At 60.6% G+C, this 17,380-nt stretch carries 15 protein-coding genes and 1 pseudogene; 8 read left to right on the top strand and 8 right to left on the bottom strand.

Features of this window, described 5'->3' with window-relative positions:
• Positions 1-117 precede the first annotated feature (117 nt).
• Both AC56LY_RS17110 and AC56LY_RS17105 read right to left on the bottom strand, forming a co-directional pair.
• Complete coding sequence (locus AC56LY_RS17110; RefSeq protein ID WP_499581451.1) at positions 118-438, bottom strand: hypothetical protein; 321 nt, start codon at positions 436-438, stop codon at positions 118-120.
• 356 nt (positions 439-794) lie between these two features.
• Complete coding sequence (locus AC56LY_RS17105) at positions 795-1,559, bottom strand: hypothetical protein (protein WP_499581449.1); 765 nt, start codon at positions 1,557-1,559, stop codon at positions 795-797.
• Positions 1,560-2,668: 1,109 nt separating this feature from the next.
• On the opposite strand from AC56LY_RS17105, the gene AC56LY_RS17100 reads away from it, so the two are divergent.
• On the top strand, positions 2,669-3,331 hold the full coding sequence (locus AC56LY_RS17100) for a recombinase family protein (RefSeq protein ID WP_499581447.1): 663 nt from the start codon (positions 2,669-2,671) through the stop codon (positions 3,329-3,331).
• A gap of 379 nt (positions 3,332-3,710) precedes the next feature.
• On the opposite strand, the gene AC56LY_RS17095 is transcribed toward AC56LY_RS17100, so the two are convergent.
• On the bottom strand, positions 3,711-5,390 hold the full coding sequence (locus AC56LY_RS17095) for a recombinase family protein (protein WP_499581445.1): 1,680 nt from the start codon (positions 5,388-5,390) through the stop codon (positions 3,711-3,713).
• Positions 5,391-5,435: 45 nt separating this feature from the next.
• Between AC56LY_RS17095 and AC56LY_RS17090 the strand changes: the two are divergent.
• From AC56LY_RS17090 to AC56LY_RS17080, 3 genes and pseudogenes are all read left to right on the top strand, one after another.
• Positions 5,436-6,434, top strand: a pseudogene (locus AC56LY_RS17090) (KamA family radical SAM protein); the annotation flags it as partial.
• Positions 6,435-6,463: 29 nt separating this feature from the next.
• Entirely contained in the window at positions 6,464-7,738 is a 1,275-nt protein-coding gene (locus AC56LY_RS17085; protein WP_499581443.1) for an MFS transporter, read from the top strand.
• A gap of 76 nt (positions 7,739-7,814) precedes the next feature.
• Positions 7,815-9,140 (top strand): PQQ-dependent sugar dehydrogenase, encoded by a 1,326-nt coding sequence (locus AC56LY_RS17080; RefSeq protein WP_499581441.1) that lies wholly within the window; start codon positions 7,815-7,817, stop codon positions 9,138-9,140.
• Between the two features lie 19 nt (positions 9,141-9,159).
• Here AC56LY_RS17080 and AC56LY_RS17075 read toward each other — a convergent pair whose 3' ends face one another.
• The 4 genes from AC56LY_RS17075 to AC56LY_RS17060 are packed head-to-tail and all read right to left on the bottom strand — an operon-like array spanning position 9,160 to position 13,375.
• Entirely contained in the window at positions 9,160-9,486 is a 327-nt protein-coding gene (locus tag AC56LY_RS17075) for a hypothetical protein (RefSeq protein WP_499581439.1), read from the bottom strand.
• 4 nt (positions 9,487-9,490) lie between these two features.
• Positions 9,491-11,995 carry a cytochrome c oxidase subunit I gene (ctaD, locus tag AC56LY_RS17070; protein WP_499581437.1) on the bottom strand — a complete coding sequence of 835 codons (2,505 nt, stop codon included), beginning with the start codon at positions 11,993-11,995 and terminating at the stop codon, positions 9,491-9,493.
• Positions 11,992-12,960 (bottom strand): cytochrome c oxidase subunit II, encoded by a 969-nt coding sequence (gene coxB / locus AC56LY_RS17065; RefSeq protein WP_499581435.1) that lies wholly within the window; start codon positions 12,958-12,960, stop codon positions 11,992-11,994. The genes ctaD and coxB overlap by 4 nt, the downstream gene beginning before the upstream one ends.
• Before the next feature lies 1 nt (position 12,961).
• Positions 12,962-13,375, bottom strand: coding sequence for a c-type cytochrome (locus AC56LY_RS17060; protein ID WP_499581433.1), 414 nt, complete (start codon positions 13,373-13,375; stop codon positions 12,962-12,964).
• 117 nt (positions 13,376-13,492) lie between these two features.
• Between AC56LY_RS17060 and AC56LY_RS17055 the strand changes: the two genes are divergently transcribed.
• From AC56LY_RS17055 to AC56LY_RS17045, 3 genes are all read left to right on the top strand, one after another.
• The gene (locus AC56LY_RS17055; protein WP_499581431.1) at positions 13,493-14,059 is read left to right on the top strand and encodes a c-type cytochrome; all 567 of its coding nucleotides are present in this window, start codon (positions 13,493-13,495) and stop codon (positions 14,057-14,059) included.
• Entirely contained in the window at positions 14,056-14,412 is a 357-nt protein-coding gene (locus AC56LY_RS17050; RefSeq protein ID WP_499581429.1) for a c-type cytochrome, read from the top strand. Before AC56LY_RS17055 ends, AC56LY_RS17050 begins: the two co-directional genes overlap by 4 nt.
• A gap of 69 nt (positions 14,413-14,481) precedes the next feature.
• Complete coding sequence (locus AC56LY_RS17045; protein WP_499581427.1) at positions 14,482-15,330, top strand: fumarylacetoacetate hydrolase family protein; 849 nt, start codon at positions 14,482-14,484, stop codon at positions 15,328-15,330.
• A gap of 6 nt (positions 15,331-15,336) precedes the next feature.
• On the opposite strand, the gene AC56LY_RS17040 is transcribed toward AC56LY_RS17045, so the two are convergent.
• Entirely contained in the window at positions 15,337-15,894 is a 558-nt protein-coding gene (locus AC56LY_RS17040; protein WP_499581425.1) for a carboxymuconolactone decarboxylase family protein, read from the bottom strand.
• A gap of 130 nt (positions 15,895-16,024) precedes the next feature.
• Here AC56LY_RS17040 and AC56LY_RS17035 point away from each other — a divergent pair, with 130 nt between their 5' ends.
• Positions 16,025-17,362, top strand: coding sequence for an aspartate aminotransferase family protein (locus tag AC56LY_RS17035; protein ID WP_499581423.1), 1,338 nt, complete (start codon positions 16,025-16,027; stop codon positions 17,360-17,362).
• Positions 17,363-17,380: the final 18 nt, after the last annotated feature.

Raw genomic sequence — 17,380 nt, 5'->3', positions numbered from 1 at the left:
ACTGCAGCAGGCGATACTGATCCATGACCTCTGCAGACAAGAGCAATCGTTTCAAATGCCAAAGTCTGTGCGCTTTTTATTAAACGCTAAGCCCTACTATTTATGAAGTGCCGACGATTAACGGGCATTAAAGTAGGCAAGATAGCTAGAATTATCGATTTCCTCGCTTTCGATTCTGGTCCAGAAAGATGATTTTAAAGATTTATTAACAGTGAACAGGCAAACAAAAAGGTTCTCGTCCAAGTCATATGTAACGGTTTCGACCTGAGGCATTAATTCCCCTGATCCCGTCTCCCAAAGCCACGTACTGTTGCCTTGTTTAAACTGCATTCCAACTGCCGGGACAAATGGTAGTTCAAGATCACTGCTAACGTAAAGAGCGACGATTTCATCGCTATCAATTTCACGCACGAGAAATTCAATTTTATACATTCCCATAACCTATCTCCTTGTTGATTTGATGGAATTATGCCATTATTTCATAAAAAAGAACCAAGCCTGCCCAAAATCCAAACAGTCTTCTTATGGCTGCAAGGGAGGTAAGCTGACAAGAGTTCAGGCCCAACCAAGGTAGGCAGGCATTATTGCAAAGCATTGCGGAACAACGAATATAGTCGAGTTAGGCAGTGCATGAAGAATATGCTGTGAGGTAGGAGATGTAAGCCTTATGCTAACAAAGGCCATATCACTCCGACAAGCGATCAGCTTCTGCGGAATGCACACGGCAAGGTCGCACGAGTAATTCATACTATGTAATTGACCGCAGGCCCTGGCTTGGATCAATTATTGAACACCTAAGTAATCTTTTCGAGAGGTATATGGACACCATCTAGCACTTCCGATGGAAGGTAGACTCCTTCGCCAGTCCGGTACTTCCCTACAATTCGACGCATCTCAGCAATATCAGATTCAAACAATACAAATCTAAATTGTTGATCTTTAACAGCTGACGGAGGCTCAGTATCAATCGACAATGTGAGTCGGTACTCTTCAGCAGACCATTTGAAGTGTCGTTCAAAAAAATCAACAATTGGAGTTACATTAGACTCCTCAGCGTAAACTACTATGTGCTCTGATTCCTTCGGACGCTGTGCCACTTTTTCCAGTACATCTGCTCGTAGTGTGGAGATGGCTTGGCGAATGAACTTATCTTCATGGCGTGGCAGAAGTTGATAAAATTGAGCAATATGTGCCCACTCCTCGCCGGGATCTAGTGAGAAAGGCCTGAACAGCATCGTTTGAGTGTCGCTTTGCTTTTGGTAGTAACCAGTGACCGGTATTGTGAATGTGTCTGCAGACGCATTAGAAATACGCATAGCTACCCCTTTAATACGCACTTTGCGACCGCCAGAATTTATTATGGTCATGTGCAACTGGGCGTTTGTCCATCCGAATCGATGTGTCAAGTACGCTTGACTATACGGTTCCACACTTAAACTAGCACGGCGGAAAATGTTCGCGAAGAATTTCCATTGCGATAAAAGAAGGGCAGCAATCGAGATGACTAGAGACCAGAACTTTATATCTGTGTAAAAAGGAACTTCAACTTGGTTCAGCATGTTGCTTCTCCACTGGTGACTATCAACATGTTAATAAAAGAAGCAATATGAATATACAGGTGTTTAAGCTTGCTGCGTCGATTACTGAGCTACTCTAGTGCTGAGACTACAGGGATTTAGATTTTTAAGGGAGTATCGATGAATTCGTTTCTACTCACCTTGATGCGAAACTGTACAAGCGAAGCGCGGTGCAACGAACCCAAACGCCCTCACTGAGAAGATGTCACTGAACGCAATTAGGCTATCGCCTCGCTAGGTTCCGGCTGAACTGGAATCGGTACGCCCTGTACTCGTCTGGCGCTCGACAGAATAAGTAATTGTCCAATGCTATGCATGTCGGTTGAGACAGCATAGCTTGGGCTTTCAGTTTTGCAGATACAAATTCCCTTTTGTAGGCCGTATCGTCAACCCATTCTAGAACAGCAATGACTCCGTACATCGCGCTCCACATATCACCTAAGCTTGGCACGTCTCGGTAAAGGGTATCGGTAATTTGGCGTAGTGGCTCACCTTCAAGCTCCTGCACTGATGCGTTCCCAAAATTGCTGCGAAGAACATCACGCACTGTCTGGCCTTGAAGCGGCTTGTTTAGTACCTCAGCGAGTCGAATTAAGTAAAACTCAACATCAGCTTTCGTGTCCTGCAAAAACCATTGATCGAACGTATGCTTGTTCGTCTGTTGCTGAAGTCGAAGTTGATGAATTAACAACGAAACCGTAAGGATGGTTAGGATGGGGCCGTATATACCTGACATAGCCGACCCCATCTCGCCCCACACTTGATGTTTGTTACTCACCTTGTATCCGAAAACGTTAACGTAGACCACTATAGGCATCATTAAAATTAGGCTCAGTAGTCCGCCTAGAAACCATATCCAAACCTTCTTCCAAACTTGTCTCATTTTTTGACTCCGATACACAGGCAACGATGTTAGTTAGTTAACGATACATCATTACAGACAATGTGAACATGCAAGATAGGTTAAATAGGGTCGTAGTCGGTTGAACAGTCAAAAAGTCCTATTTTTGTCTGGTGTATCCCCCGGGTGCCGCTTGTGAGCTATAGGTCATTTAAGGTATACTCAATTTATCTTACTCAAGGGGCAACAAATGACTACCAAACAGAAAATCTGCCGAATTTACCAGCGTGTCTCGACTTCCTCCCAAGACCTGACTCGGCAACAGAAGTTGGTAGATGACGCGGAAGCAGCAGGCTTCTACGTCGCTGGCGTCTACTCAGAGAAGATCAGCGGTACAGTAGCAAGCCGCCCTGAGCTCAATCGGATGATTGCTGATTTAAAGAAGGGTGATGTTGTCATTGCTGAGTCGCTCGACCGTATCAGCCGGTTGCCAGTAGCAGAAGGCGAAGCCCTCATTGCCCGTATAACGGACAAGGGCGCGAAGATCGCTGTCCCAGACCTTATCGACCTCTCCGAAGTCATCGACAACTCGACGGACGAAATGGTGCGAATCGTACTGGAAGCGAATCAGAAGATGATGCTGAAGATTGCCCTACACATTGCGCGTAAGGACTATGAACAGCGCGTGACGAAGCAAGCGAGTGGCATCGCAGAAAAGAAGGAAGCAGACAAGACAAAGCCTCTAGAAGAACGTACGTACAAGGGCCGCAAGGCTGACACGTTCACTAATGCCAAAATCGTGGAGTTGCGAAAGCTGGATTACACGATTGCTAAAATCGCCTCTACCCTCAACGTAAGCGAATCTCAGGTCAAGCTCATTTTGAAAAGGGATGCAGCGCAGAAGGCAGCATAAGCCATAAGAGGCGCCCCAAGCCCTCCAGCACCAATCGGGCTCCAGCACCGTACCTTGACTGATTAAATTCATCTGAGAGGCTCTCCTGGCCTCCCGCCCCTATTCCAAGGGAAAGATGCTCGCAGCCCTTAAGAATATTCAATTAACAGACCCTCGCTGACGCGATTAGACGCCCGTAGAGACGTTTGCAGCTACAACCCTCGCTTACTACCCTTCGCCCTCTAGGGTGCTCCTGTTGATATATTAAAACTCTCAGAGTGCGCTTCCTGAGCAGCCAGATACCTGTTAAACGAAGGTAGACATACCCGCTGATATATTCCTGACCTAACAGCAGGCCTAGGCCGACAGGCCACTTCCGAAATTATTCCGTTTTCAAAAATTAGCCTAAAGAAGTGTCCCTGGCCCTACGTGTCCCGCGTCCATTTGGCACAGTGAGAATACCAACGGCCATTGAGCCGATGCCCCCGATATGTAGTCGTCTCTTTACTCCAGCAGCGATTCCGTTAGCTTGTTGAAGATTCGGAGCCTCTCCTTTTCCTCCAGTGAGTACCAAGCCCTCTGGCATCTCTTCAGGCTCCCACGGCTCGCTCAAATCGTTATCGAGTGCGATGTAGCCGATTCTGTTCTTCTCCACAGCGAACATAGCTACAGCTGCGTCATGCTGGATTAACAGATAGCCGTCAGCGATACGGACCTGTACTCCTAGACGATGTAGGAAAGCATTCACACGACGCCGGGTAGGCTTGTCCTTCAGGTCGATCCTGGCCCGTATCTCTTCCAGGCTCAACCTCTCACCTGCGGTTAGTTCTACGGTCAAGCGATCAATGTCGGCCTTTAACGCCTTAATGCGTCCGTTGCTCTCGATGACAAGCTGGTGGTACGTATCAACCTCCGGGTTCTGTACAAGCTTGCTAGTCCAGATCGCCAACTTCTCACGCTCGGTCAATAGGCGTCCCTCCGCTGCCTGTAACTCTCGATTCAGCTTGTCCGGGTCCGGCATGACCAAGCTAAGGGCATCCAGGTGCAACAGCATCGCCATCAGGACATCTTCGCTCTCGTCGAGGCGAACATTCTTGGAACCCTCACAGGCACCGTATCGACGGTTAGCGCACATCAGGTAACGGAACTTGGTGCGGTGGATGATGTTCATGGCGCTACCACAGGCCCCACAGACCACCAGCTTACGCAATACGTTAAAGTCTGCTGACTGTTTCGTTACCTTGCCCGTCTCCCGTACCTTTACCATGTTCTTCGCAGCGTCGAATGTCTCCACGTCCACGACAGCCGGGAAGTAATCCGGGATTGGCTCCCCGCCATCCTTTAGCGCCAGCTCTCCGATAGCTGCACGGTTCTTCAGGATCGTTAGGACAGCCGAAGTCCCCCAGCGATTGCCTTTGTTGAACGTCCGGTAGCCTTCAGCATTGAGCGTCTGGGATATGGCGGTGCTTCCCAGTCCTTGAAGGCACAATTCGAAAATTCGTCCTACAGTGAACGCGTGTTCGTTGAGATAGTACTTACCCCTGGCCTTGTCAAGTGTCAGCCAGTTAGACACACGGTTACCAATGTGCCTCTTCGTCTCCCTGGCAAGCCTAAACCTCTTCTCCCATTCATCCTTACCCAGCCCGCTCTTACGGGCGCTCTCCTTGTGCGCGTTATCCATGTGTAGGATCGCTTGCAGCAAGTCGATAGCCGTGCTGTTGTGATCAAACCGCATCTCAGGACGTAGCGTAACTACGATAATCCCTAGTTTGACTAAATCTTGAAGCAAGCGAGACGCCTCCCACGCGTCTAGCCGGGTAAGCCTGTCTAGGCTCTCCAGGATTAGATAGCTCCCGGCCTCAATCTCCCCAGCCTTGACCAATGCAATGAACCGGGCGAGTGCACCGCTCTCAAGGTTTGCCCCACTGAAGCCAGATACGGCCTCGTCCTTAAATCTCTCTGTAGCCAGCGGAATCTTGTGTTCCTCACACCACTTTTCAGCGAGTGTCTGTTGCCGGATGATGGACGTTCCAGGGCGCTGGGCGTCACTTGAGAATCTGGAATATGAGTATGCTTTCATGCAATCAAGTTTACCAGCACCAGATAAAAAAAGGGCGTTTTACATCAGGACAGGTACAAGGAAACGGTGCTGTTCTTTCCAAGTGCCGGCCAGACCTGCCATGCCTACTGCACCTTCTGCTTCCGCTGGCCGCAGTTCGTCGGCATGGATGACCTGAAGTTCGATGCGCGCGAGTGCGGCGAACTGGTGGATTATCTGAAGGTGCACAAGGAGGTCACCGATGTCCTGATCACCGGGGGCGACCCGATGATCATGAATACGCGCTCGCTGGCCGAATTCCTCGAGCCGCTCCTGATCCCCGAACTGGACCACATCCAGAACATCCGCATCGGCACCAAGTCGGTCGCGTACTGGCCGCAGCGCTTCGTGTCGGACAAGGACAGCGACGACCTGATGCGCCTGTTCGAGAAGGTGGTCGCCAGCGGCAAGAACCTGGCCATCATGGGCCATTACAACCACGCGGTCGAACTGCGCGCACCGATCGCGCAGCAGGCGGTCAAGCGCATCGTCGGCACCGGCGCCACGCTGCGCATGCAGGGGCCGCTGATCCGCCACATCAACGAAGACCCGAAAAGCTGGGCCGAACTGTGGACCACGGGTGTGCGCCTGGGCGCGATTCCCTACTATATGTTCGTCGAGCGTGACACCGGCCCGCGCGACTACTTCGCACTGCCGCTGGCACGCGCCCACGAGATCTTCCAGGAAGCCTATTCGATGGTCTCGGGCCTGTCGCGCACCGTGCGCGGGCCGTCGATGAGCGCGTTTCCCGGCAAGGTCGTGATCGACGGCGTGGTCACGATCAATGGCGAAAAGCTGTTCGCGCTGCAGTTTCTGCAGGCCCGCAATCCGGAATGGGTGCGGCGGCCGTTCTTTGCCAGATACGACGCCACGGCGACCTGGCTCGATCACCTGAAACCGGCGTTCGGGCGCGACCGTTTCTTCTTCGAGACGGAAAGCGGCGGCCCGCTGCGGGGCGCGGGCGGTCGCGTGATTCCTCTGGTGCCGGCCGGCCAGCGCGGTCACGCCCAGCCCGACGCGGCGTAACCGTACGACGTTCAGCGAGAGCCTGTGCCATGCAGCCCGCCGCCACATTGACTGCGCCCGCCACCCCACGCCTGTCCGGCCTGGCAGTGTTCGTGTACGTGTTCGTGCCGTTCGCGCTGGGGCATTACCTGTCCTCGCTGCTGCGCAACGTGAATGCGGTGCTGGCATCGCAACTGGCGAGCGCACTCGCGCTCACGCCGGGCCAACTGGGGCTGCTCACCAGCGCGTTCTTCTTTGCGTTCGCGCTGGTCCAGCTGCCGGTGGGGATGGCGCTGGACCGTTACGGGCCGCGTCGCGTACAGGTGGCGATGCTGCTGGTGGCATCCTGCGGCGCAGTGCTGTTCGCGCGTGGCGGGGGCTTCTGGAGCCTGCTGGTCGCGCGCGCCGTCATGGGGTGCGGCCTGGGTGGCTGCTTCATGGCGGCGGTCAAGGCCGTGTCGATCTGGATCGCACCGAGCCGGCTGCCGTCGGTGCACGGCTACCTGATCGCCGTGGGCGGCATGGGTGCGGCCAGCGCGACGACGCCGGTGCGCGCGATGCTCGCGTACACCGACTGGCGCGGCCTGTTCCTGCTGCTGGCCGGGCTGGTCGCCTGCACGGGGCTGTTGATTGCGCTGCTGTATCCGAAGACGGGCGATGCGGCGCCCGGCCGAAGCCCGTTATCACCCGTATTGCCGGCGCTGCGCGAGGTCTGGCGCGCGCCCGGCTTTCGCGCCGTGGTGGCGCTGGTGCTGGTGCCGCACGCGGTGTTCTTTGGCGTACAGGGCCTGTGGATCGGGCGCTGGCTGGCCGACGTGGCGCTGTACCCGGAAGACGCCGTGGCGTACCTGCTGTATCTGGGCATGGCGGGGGTGGTGTTCGGGGCCATCGCGGTGGGGATGATCACCGAGTGGGCCGGGCGGCGCGGCATGCCGCCGCTCGATGTGGCGGCCGCCGGCATCACGATGTTCGTGCTGATTCAGACCGCGTTCGTGATCGGCTACCGGCCCAGCTTTCCGTGGCTGTCGGTGATGTTCACGCTGGCGGGCACGGTCACCGGCATCGACTACGCGATCGTGGCCCAGTCGATGCCACGGGCCCTGACCGGGCGCGCCGCCACCTTCCTGAACCTCTTGATCTTCATCGGCGCCTTTCTGGTGCAGGCCGGCTTTGGCGTGGTGATCGGGCTGTGGCAGCCCGACCTGCTGGGGCACGCGCCCGCCGCCGCCTACCGCTGTGCGTTTGCGCTGCTGGTGCTGATCCAGGTACCAGGGTTGTGGCAATACGCGCGCCCCCGCAGGGGGGCGCCCCTGCCGGCCATCTGAGATTGCTCCGGCGTAACGTACGTGGTGTAATGTTTTGTCAATATAAGATTTCCCCACTATATTCTGGGGGAACACCATGCGACATCATCTTCCGCGCCTGTGCGCCGGCGCCGCCATCCTGTTGCTGGCCGCCTGCGGCGACAAGTCGACGCTGCCGCAAGGCGCCGACATCGGGCCGCAGCCTGAGCTCAAGGCACCCAACAAGACCCTGATCCCGACGGTCAACATCGCAAAGGCCACTGGCTGGCCTGCCGGTGTGATGCCCACTGCGGCGGCCGGCCTGGAAGTGAACGCCTTCGCCACGGCGCTCGACCATCCGCGCTGGGTGTACGTGCTGCCCAATGGCGACGTGCTGGTGGCCGAGTCGAATGCCCCGGCCAAGCCGGAGGCCGGCGGGATTCGCAACTGGATACAGAGCAAAGTGATGGCCCGCGCTGGCGCCGGTGTGCCGAGCGCGAACCGCATCACGCTGCTGCGGGACGCCGATGGCGATGGCGTGGCCGAGCTGAAAACGGTCTTTTTGAAGAACCTGCATTCGCCGTTCGGGATGGCGCTGGTGGGCGACATGCTGTACGTGGCCAATGCGGATGCCATCGTGCGCTTCAACTACAAGGAAGGCGCCACCGAGATCACGGAGGCGGCGCAGCCGGTCGCGCCGCTGCCCGGCGGGCTGAACCACCATTGGACCAAGAACATCATCGCCAGCCAGGATGGCAAGAAGCTGTATGCCACGGTCGGCTCGAACAGCAACGCCGCCGAAAACGGCATGGACGTCGAAAAGAACCGCGCCGCGATCCTCGAAGTGGACCTGGCCAGTGGCGCAGGTTTTGGCAAGGTCCGCGTGTTTGCGTCGGGCCTGCGCAATCCGAACGGCATGGCGTGGAATCCGGACACGGGGGCGCTGTGGACGGTCGTGAACGAGCGCGATGAAATCGGCAGCGACCTGGTGCCCGACTACCTGACGTCGGTAAAGGAGGGCGGCTTCTACGGCTGGCCGTACAGCTACTACGGCAAGAACGTCGACGCACGCGTCAAGCCGCAGCGGCCGGACCTGGTGGACAAGGCGATCGTCCCTGACTACGCGCTGGGCGCGCACGTGGCCGCGCTGGGCCTGACGTTCTATGAAGGTACGCTGCTGCCGGCGCAGTACCGCAACGGCGCGATCATCGGCAACCACGGTTCATGGAACCGCAAGCCACGCTCGGGCTACAACGTCGTGTTCATTCCGTTCAGGGATGGCATGCCGAACGGGAAGCCGGTCGACATTCTCAGTGACTTCGTCAACAAGGATGGCGAAGCGCAGGGCCGGCCGGTGGGCGTTGCCGTGGACAAGAAGGGCGCAGTGCTGGTGGCCGACGATGTCGGCAACGTGATCTGGCGGGTGGTGCCGGACGCCGGCTGATCGCCGGCTGATTGCCGAACTACGCGCAGCCCGTCACCAAGAGGACCGGAATCCCGGTCCACGCCACCGCCACCACGGCCAGCACCGCGCTGGCCGCACCCACATAATCCACAAACTCGTCGGACCCCTGGCGCAGGCGCTTGCCGGCCAGGGCGCCGACCCACACGCACGCCGCCATCGACAGCAGCGTCGCGCCGCCCAGCAGCCACGGATTGGGGCCCCCAACACGCAGCGCGCCCGGCGTGCACTGGCTCGCTGCGACGATGTACGCAAACGCGAAGTGCACGCCCCAGATCAGCAGGGGCAGCGAGGCGCGCGTAGCGCGCGAAAAGAAATGGTCGCTCATCGCATCACTCCATCACCAGCAGCAGGCCGCGGATCACCAGGAATCCTGCGAAGCCCTGCAGCGTTACGTAGTGCCAGATCAGCGCGATATTGTCGCGCGTGGCGCGGTTCTCGGCACTGATCATGCCGCGCCAGGCGCGCACGCACAGGTACGGGGCGGCCAGCAGCAGCACGAACAGCATGAGGCCCTGGAAGCCGAGCAGGATCGAGATCGATGCGCTCCACGTATCGCGGGTGCCGTCCAGTTTCACGAGGCGCCAGCTATAGACGTCGACACCGAAGGCGGCAGCCGTACACGCCAGCGCCACGATCAGCACCCACGGCGTGAGCTTGTTCGACACCCGGTCGCTGAGCCACACCAGCGCGGAGCCGCCCAGCAGCAGGCCGGCCGACAGCAGCGTCCACGACCACGCCGGCAGCGATGCGCCCGGCGGTGGGCAGATCTGCAGCCGCATCGATGTGTGAATGTAGACGTAGGCGAACGAGCAGTAGATCAGGAACAGCACGATCAGCATGATGAACGTGCCCCACCATGAGTGCGACGCGGTGCCGCGTGCGCCGATCGGCAGGATGACGCCCCCGCCGATGTCGGCTTCGCGCATCGGCACCTTCTGGTCCGATTGCCACAGCCAGGCGATGATCGAGCCGATCGCGATCACGCCGCAGATGGTCGCCAGCACGTTGGCCTTGACGGTCAGGAGCAGGAAGAAGCCGGCGGTGCCGAAGGCACCCAGCACGGTCAGCCAGCTGTCGCCCGGCAGGATCATCAGGTAGGTCGGCTTGGCGCTGACCGGGCTGGTGGAGATGGTTTCGCGGCGGCCGGTGACGGTGTTGGGCAGGTAGTGACGGCCTTCGGCGACTTCCTGCGACAGCGTCGGCTGGTCCCACAGCGGATCGTCCGACGTAACGATCGGGATGCTGCGGTTGCCGTAGTCTTCCGACGGCAGCCATTCGAGCGTGGCCGCATTCCACGGATTGCCCACGTCCTTGGTCGGGCGGCGCAGCGTGCGCGTGGCGTCGACGATCATCAAGAGGATGCCGAGCGCGAACAGGAACGAGCCCAGGGTCGAGATCATGTTCAGGGCATCCCAGCCCATCTCGCTCGAATACGTGTAGACGCGGCGCGGCATGCCGAACAGGCCTGTGATGTGCATCGGGAAGAAGCTGATGTTAAAGCCCCCGAACAGCAGCCAGAAAGTCCATTTCGACAGGCGCTCGGACATCGTGTTGCCGTTGATGAGCGGGATCCAGTAGTAGATCGCGGCAAACACCGGGAACACCATGCCGCCGATGAGCACATAGTGCAGGTGGGCCACGATGAAGTAGGTGTCGTGCACCTGCCAGTCGAACGGGATCACGGCCACCATCACGCCGGTCAGGCCGCCGAGCACGAAGATGAACATGAAGCCGAGCATGAACAGCGTCGGCGCATTCATCCTGATGCGGCCGCTCCACAGCGTGGCAATCCAGCCGAACACCTGGATGCCGGTGGGGATCGCCACGGCCATGCTGGCCGCCGAGATCAGGCTCATTTCAATGACGCCCAGGCCCGCCGTGAACATGTGGTGCGCCCACAGGCCGAAGCTGAAGATGCCCACGCCGACCAGTGCGACGACAATCGCGCGGCGGCCCACCAGGCGGTTGCCGGCGATGGTCGGGATCATCGTCGAGATCATGCCGGCGGCCGGCAGGAAGATGATGTAGACCTCAGGGTGACCGAAGAACCAGAACAGGTGCTGCCAGATGATCGGGTCGCCGCCGCGTTCTGGGTCGAAGATCGGCAGGTTCAGCGCGCGCTCCAGTTCGAGCAGCGCCGTGCCGGCAATCACGGCCGGGAAGGCGATGATGATCATCACGCCCACGACCAGCATGGCCCACGCATACACCGGCATGCGGCGCAGCGTCATGCCCGGCGCGCGGGTAAACAGGATGCCGACGATCAGTTCGATGGCGCCGGCAATGGCGGAAATCTCGATGAAGCCGATCCCCAGAAGCCAGAAGTCGGCGTTCAGGCCAGGCGAATACTTCATGCCCGTCAGCGGCGGGTACATGAACCAGCCACCGTCCGGCGCCAGGCCCCAGAACAGCGTGCAGAAGAACGCGAGGCCGCCGAAGGCGTAGCACCAGAACGCATACGCGGACAGGCGCGGGAATGGCAGATCGCGTGCGCCCAGCATATTCGGCAGCAGGTAGACCGCGATCGCCTCGACGATCGGAATCGCGAACAGGAACATCATCACGGTGCCATGCATCGTGAAGATCTGGTTGTAGGTGCCGGCCGAAACCAGGTCGTTGTCCGGCACCGACAACTGCACCCGCATGATCAGGGCCAGGATACCGGCGAGGATGAAGAACAGGATCGCCGTGCCGATGTACAGCAGGCCGATATTGGTGTTGTTGACCGACTTGAAGAAGCCCAGACCGGATGGCGTCTTCCACACGGCCTCCAGTTTTTCCAGCTCCTCTGGCGGGCGTGGGGCGGAGTTGGGTAAGGTTGCGTCGCGCGTCATTTCAGGTGCTCAAGGTAGGTGGCCAGTGCGCGCAGGGTCTCGCCGTCCAGGTCCGGGGAGGGCGGCATGAAGACGCCCGTTTTGATGGCTTGCGGGTCGGCGATCCAGCCGGCCAGCGTACCGCGGTGATTGCGCACCGTGCCGGCGGCGATATGCCGGCGGCTGCCGATGTGCGTCAGGTCGGGACCGAGGCGCGGCGCATCGGCAATCCGTTCATCCAGCTGCGGCGCGACATCGGTCACGCCGCGGATCGTGTGGCAGGTCTGGCACTGCTGCGCAAGAAACGCCTCGCGGCCACGCTGCAGGATCGTGGTGTCGGCCGGCAGGGCCGGCTGGCCCTGGCGCGCGAGCCAGGCATCGAACTCGGGACGCGGCAGGGCAATCACGTGAAACGCCATGCGTGCATGCTGCTCGCCGCAGTATTCGGCGCACTGCCCGCGGTAGGTGCCCGGCTTGTCGGCGCGCAGGTTCAGGCCTGTCACGCGGCCCGGGATCATGTCGCGCTTGCCCGCCAGCGATGGCACCCACAGGCTGTGGATCACGTCCGATGCGGTCAGGCCCAGGTAGACCGATTCGCCGACCGGTATATAGATCTCGTTGGCGCTGATGATTTCGCGGTTGCTTGTGGGGTCGCGGTAGCGCACTTCCCACCACCACATCTTGCCGGTCACCGAGATGCTCAATGCCTTGTGCGAGGTTTGCGGTACCAGTTGCCCGGTGCGCCAGGTGCTCCATGTGAGCAGCGCTGTCAGCACGATGACCGGAAACGCGATGCCGGCACCCAGGATCCAGACACCCGGCGTGATCGGGCGCGCCTGGCGCCGCATGGCCAGCGCGAGCAGGCCCATGACGATGGCGAAGATCACCGCGCCGCCGACAAACAGGACCCACGTGAACTGATAAATGATGGCCGCGTCGGCGCCGGCCGGGTGCATGACGGACTGGATGTCGCTTATTGGCGTCATATTATTTAAGCGAATACATGAAGGCGGCCATGTGGCGCGCTTCTTCGTTGCTGATGCCGAGCGCCGGCATCAGGGTGCCGGGTTTCACTGCAGGAGGATTCTGCAGGAAGCGGATCATGTTCTCCGGCTGGTTCGGGATGCTGCCGGCGATGTAGCTCATGCGGCCCATGGCCTGGAGCGACGGACCGGCATCGCCATTCGGACCCTGGACTTCGGGGATGAAGTGGCAGGCGGCGCACTGGTATTGCTGCACCAGCAAACGGCCGCGTTCGGGGTCGCCGCCGGCCACGCGCGATGCGGGTGCTTCCTTGGTGCAGCCGCTTGCCAGCACTGCGCAGACGAGCACGGTGGCAGTAGTCAGGCCAGCCCGCAGCACAGGAAAGAAGCGTCGGTATTGACGAGATGGGTTGCGCACGGTTGGTTTTTCGTGAAAAAGCGATGGCTTTTATAATACAAGGAAAGTAGATGTCATTCTTTCAACTGGACGCCCTAGGCTATGCTATCTAATCGCGCACGACTTATTGTCAAGACCATGGTGTTGACCCTGCTGGGCGCGGGCACGATCGGCGCCGTCGGTGGCCTGATCGTGCTGCGCGGGGGCTTCTATGACCTGAGCGCGATCACGCAGCATTACGCGCTGGTCTACACGGTGCTGGGCGAGGGCATGCAGTACTCGGTGCAGAATCACGCGCGCGAGGTCGTGGTGCCACCGAACCTGAATACGCCCGAGCGCCTGCAGCGCGGTGCGCTGGTCTACCAGGCCAACTGCGTGCAATGCCACGGTGGGCCGGGCGTGGCACCCAGCACGATCGGCATGAGCATGCAGCCGGCCCCGGGGCCGCTGGTCGATGCGGATGTCAACTGGAAGACGCGCGAGCTGTACTGGATCACCCGCAACGGCATCAAGATGAGCGGCATGCCGGCCTGGGAATACCACCTGAGTGAGCCGGACATGTGGGCGGTGGTGGCGTTCGTGGGCGCCATGCCGGGCATGACAAGCCAGGACTTCAAACGCATGACGGCGGGCGGCGCCGTTCCGCCGCATGTCGAACAGACAGCAACGGACCGCGCGCAGCAGGGACAGGAAGGCCAGCCATGAAATTCACGATCACCATCATTCTCGGCCTGTCCGCGCTGCTGGCCGGCTGCGCCCCGAAACTGGCCCCCGGCCTGGTGGGCGACCCGATGCGCGGCAAGATCGCCGCTGCGCAATACGCCTGCCATTCCTGCCACGTGGTGCCGGGCGTGCCCGGCTCGGATGTGCGCGTGGGCCGGCCGCTCGACGAACTCGCGCAGCAGCGCTACATCGCGGGCAAGCTGCCCAATACCCAGGCCAACCTGGTGCGCTGGATCCGCGATCCGCAGGCGATCGATCCGGGCAACGCGATGCCGAACATGGGCGTGAGCGAGCGCGATGCGATCGATATCAGCGCCTACCTGCTGAGCCACTAATGGAGCCACTAAGGCATTGGTTGACACCATTCATTGGTATCATTCGCGTTTTTCTACAGGAATGACATCATGAGACTGGTCCGCTATGGCCGCCCGGGCAAGGAAAAGCCGGGCCTGTTCGATGAAGAGGGCCGCCTGCGCGACCTGTCCGGGATCATCGACGACATCGATCCGTCGCAGCTGTCCGACAAGGCGCTGCGCAAACTTGCCAAACTCGACCAGAAAACGCTGCCGCTCGTGCGTGGCAACCCGCGTCTGGGCGTGCCGGTCAGGGGCGTCGGCAAATTCATCGGCATCGGCATGAATTACCTGGACCACGTGCGCGAAACGGGCGCCGAGGTGCCGGCCGAACCGATCTTCTTCACCAAGGCGATCAGCGCCCTGAACGGCCCGGACGATCCGATCCAGCTCCCGAAGGGCTCGAAGAAAACCGACTGGGAAGTCGAACTCGGCGTGATCATCGGCACGCGCGCGCAGTACGTGAGCGAAGAAGACGCGCTCAAGTTCGTCGCCGGCTATTGCGTGGTGAATGATGTGACTGAGCGCGCCTATCAGTTCGAGATGGGCTCGCAGTGGGACAAGGGCAAAGGCTGCGATACCTTCGGCCCGGTCGGCCCGTTCCTCGTCACGCGCGACGAGATCCTCGACGTGCAGGACCTCGACCTGTACCTGGAACTGAACGGCAAGCGCATGCAGACCGGGAACACGGCCAGCATGATCTTCAGCGTCGCGCAGCTCGTGAGCTACGTGTCGCGCTTCATGACGCTTGAACCGGGCGACATCATCACCACCGGCACGCCGCCGGGCGTGGGCATGGGCCGCAAGCCGCAGCGCTTCCTCAAGAAGGGCGACCAGCTGCGCCTGGGGATCGCCGGTCTCGGTGAGCAGCAGGCCGACGTCGTGGCGTATCCGAAGTAAGGGGTATCAAGGCGGGCCGCCGCGCGGCTCGCCGGTATCCGGTACGGCCGTTTGCGCCGTATTCATCACCATTGCCAGCAGCGTGTAATAGCCGCAGATCCCCGTCAAGTCGACCGCGCCCTGTTCGCCGAACAGCGCCAGCGCATCCGCATACACGCGGTCCGACACCGCTTTTGTCTCGTGCAGCTCGATGCAGAAGTCGTGCACCACCGCCTCGTCGACCAGCATGTCGGCGGGCCGCTCACGCGCCGCAATGGCCGCGATGACGGCTGACGGAATCCCCGCCTGCGCCGCGATCGGCGCATGGATCGCCCATTCCACGGCCTGGTCCCACTGGCGCGCCGTGACCAGGATTGCCAGCTCCGACAAGCGCACGCCGAGCGCGCTGCGGTAGCGCAGGTACTCGCCCATGCGCTGCGCATGCAGCATCAGCTCGGGACTGCGCAGCAGCGGCACGAACGGGCCGTAGACAGCGCCGCGCGGGCCATCGATGATCTCCTGCGCGGCGGCGCGCTGGGCCGCGTTCAGGGCGTGATCGGGGATGGGGCCGAGACGTTCATTCATCGAGCATACCCGCCTGTTGTATCGAAATTGAAAGCAGGAAAATATTCGCACGGCCCGCGTTAAAAATCAAAAGAAGTGCTTCGGAGCACGCTTATCGTCAAGCGTTGAGCCACCGCCGAGGGAGCCGTCCATGAGCCACATCATCCACCGCAACCTGCGCCAGGTGCCGCCCACGGCGGTTGGCGGCGAAGGCATCGTGCTGCGCGACAGCACTGGCAAGACCTACCTCGATGCCAGCAGCGGCGCGGCCGTGTCGTCGCTGGGCCATGGCCACCCGGACGTGATCGCGGCCATGCACCGCCAGATCGACCGCTGCGCGTATGCCCACACTGCGTTCTTCACCACCGACGTGGCCGAGCAACTGGCCGAGCGCCTGATCGCCGGCGGGCCGCAGGATATGGGCGGCGTGTATTTTGTCTCGGGCGGCTCGGAAGCGATGGAGACTGCGCTCAAGCTGGCGCGCCAGTACTGGGTCGAGGCGGGCGAGCCGCAGCGCACGCAGTTCATCGCGCGCCGCCAGAGCTACCATGGCAACACGCTCGGCGCGCTGGGCGTGGGCGGCAACGAGTGGCGCAAGCGCGCCTTTGCCCCGCTGCTGAAAGAGGCGCTGCGCGTCGCGCCCTGCTACGCGTACCGGGGCTGCACCGACGGCATGTCGCTCGACGACTACACGGCCGGTCTGCTCGACGAGCTCGAAACGGCTGTCATCAAGGCCGGGCCGGACACCATCATCGCTTTCGTCGCCGAGCCGGTGGTGGGCGCCACCGGCGGCGCGATCCCGCCCACGCCGGGCTACTTCCAGGGCGTGCGCGATATCTGCGACCGGCACCGCATCCTGTTCATCGCCGATGAGGTCATGTGCGGCATGGGCCGCACCGGCAGCATGTACGCGATCGGGCAGGAGGGCGTGGCGCCGGACATCGTGGCCGTGGCCAAGGGCCTGGGCGCCGGCTACCAGCCGATCGGCGCGGTGCTGGCGCACGAGGCGATCGTCGACACGCTGCGCCAGCGCAGCGGCATGTTCCAGCACGGGCACACGTATATCGGCCACCCGGTGGCGGCAGCGGCGGCGCTGGCGGTGCAGCAGGTGATCGAACGGGACGACCTGCTGGCGCAGGTGCAGCGGCGCGGCGCGCTGCTGCGGCAGATGCTGGGCGATGCGTTCGGCACGCACGAACACGTGGGCGACATCCGCGGGCGCGGGCTGTTCCTGGCGCTGGAATTCGTGCGGGACCGCGAGACGAAGGCGCCGTTCGCGCCGGAAGTCAAACTGCACGCGGCGATCAAGTCCGAGGCGATGGCGCGCGGCTTGCTGGTCTATCCGATGGGCGGGACGATCGATGGCCAGCTGGGTGACCACGTGTTGCTGGCGCCGCCGTTCATCGTGACGCCGGGGGAGTTGTCGGAGATCGTGTCGCGGTTGGACGCGGCGGTCAAGGCCGCGTTGGCGACGGCCCTCGGGAGGTGAGGGCCGCCGTTGGCGGTG

This window comes from Telluria sp. ZT3P25 (assembly GCF_059685895.1).
This window is presented reverse-complemented; position numbering and strand designations above follow the sequence as displayed.

Coding starts and splice junctions, on each gene's coding strand:
- AC56LY_RS17075 (WP_499581439.1), bottom strand. CDS start 9,486: ATGAGCGACCATTTCTTTTCGCGCGCTACGCGCGCCTCGCTGCCCCTG.
- AC56LY_RS17035 (WP_499581423.1), top strand. CDS start 16,025: ATGAGCCACATCATCCACCGCAACCTGCGCCAGGTGCCGCCCACGGCG.
- coxB (WP_499581435.1), bottom strand. CDS start 12,960: ATGACGCCAATAAGCGACATCCAGTCCGTCATGCACCCGGCCGGCGCC.
- AC56LY_RS17100 (WP_499581447.1), top strand. CDS start 2,669: ATGACTACCAAACAGAAAATCTGCCGAATTTACCAGCGTGTCTCGACT.
- AC56LY_RS17045 (WP_499581427.1), top strand. CDS start 14,482: ATGAGACTGGTCCGCTATGGCCGCCCGGGCAAGGAAAAGCCGGGCCTG.
- ctaD (WP_499581437.1), bottom strand. CDS start 11,995: ATGACGCGCGACGCAACCTTACCCAACTCCGCCCCACGCCCGCCAGAG.
- AC56LY_RS17050 (WP_499581429.1), top strand. CDS start 14,056: ATGAAATTCACGATCACCATCATTCTCGGCCTGTCCGCGCTGCTGGCC.
- AC56LY_RS17105 (WP_499581449.1), bottom strand. CDS start 1,559: ATGCTGAACCAAGTTGAAGTTCCTTTTTACACAGATATAAAGTTCTGG.
- AC56LY_RS17095 (WP_499581445.1), bottom strand. CDS start 5,390: ATGAAAGCATACTCATATTCCAGATTCTCAAGTGACGCCCAGCGCCCT.
- AC56LY_RS17055 (WP_499581431.1), top strand. CDS start 13,493: ATGGTGTTGACCCTGCTGGGCGCGGGCACGATCGGCGCCGTCGGTGGC.
- AC56LY_RS17110 (WP_499581451.1), bottom strand. CDS start 438: ATGGGAATGTATAAAATTGAATTTCTCGTGCGTGAAATTGATAGCGAT.
- AC56LY_RS17040 (WP_499581425.1), bottom strand. CDS start 15,894: ATGAATGAACGTCTCGGCCCCATCCCCGATCACGCCCTGAACGCGGCC.
- AC56LY_RS17080 (WP_499581441.1), top strand. CDS start 7,815: ATGCGACATCATCTTCCGCGCCTGTGCGCCGGCGCCGCCATCCTGTTG.
- AC56LY_RS17085 (WP_499581443.1), top strand. CDS start 6,464: ATGCAGCCCGCCGCCACATTGACTGCGCCCGCCACCCCACGCCTGTCC.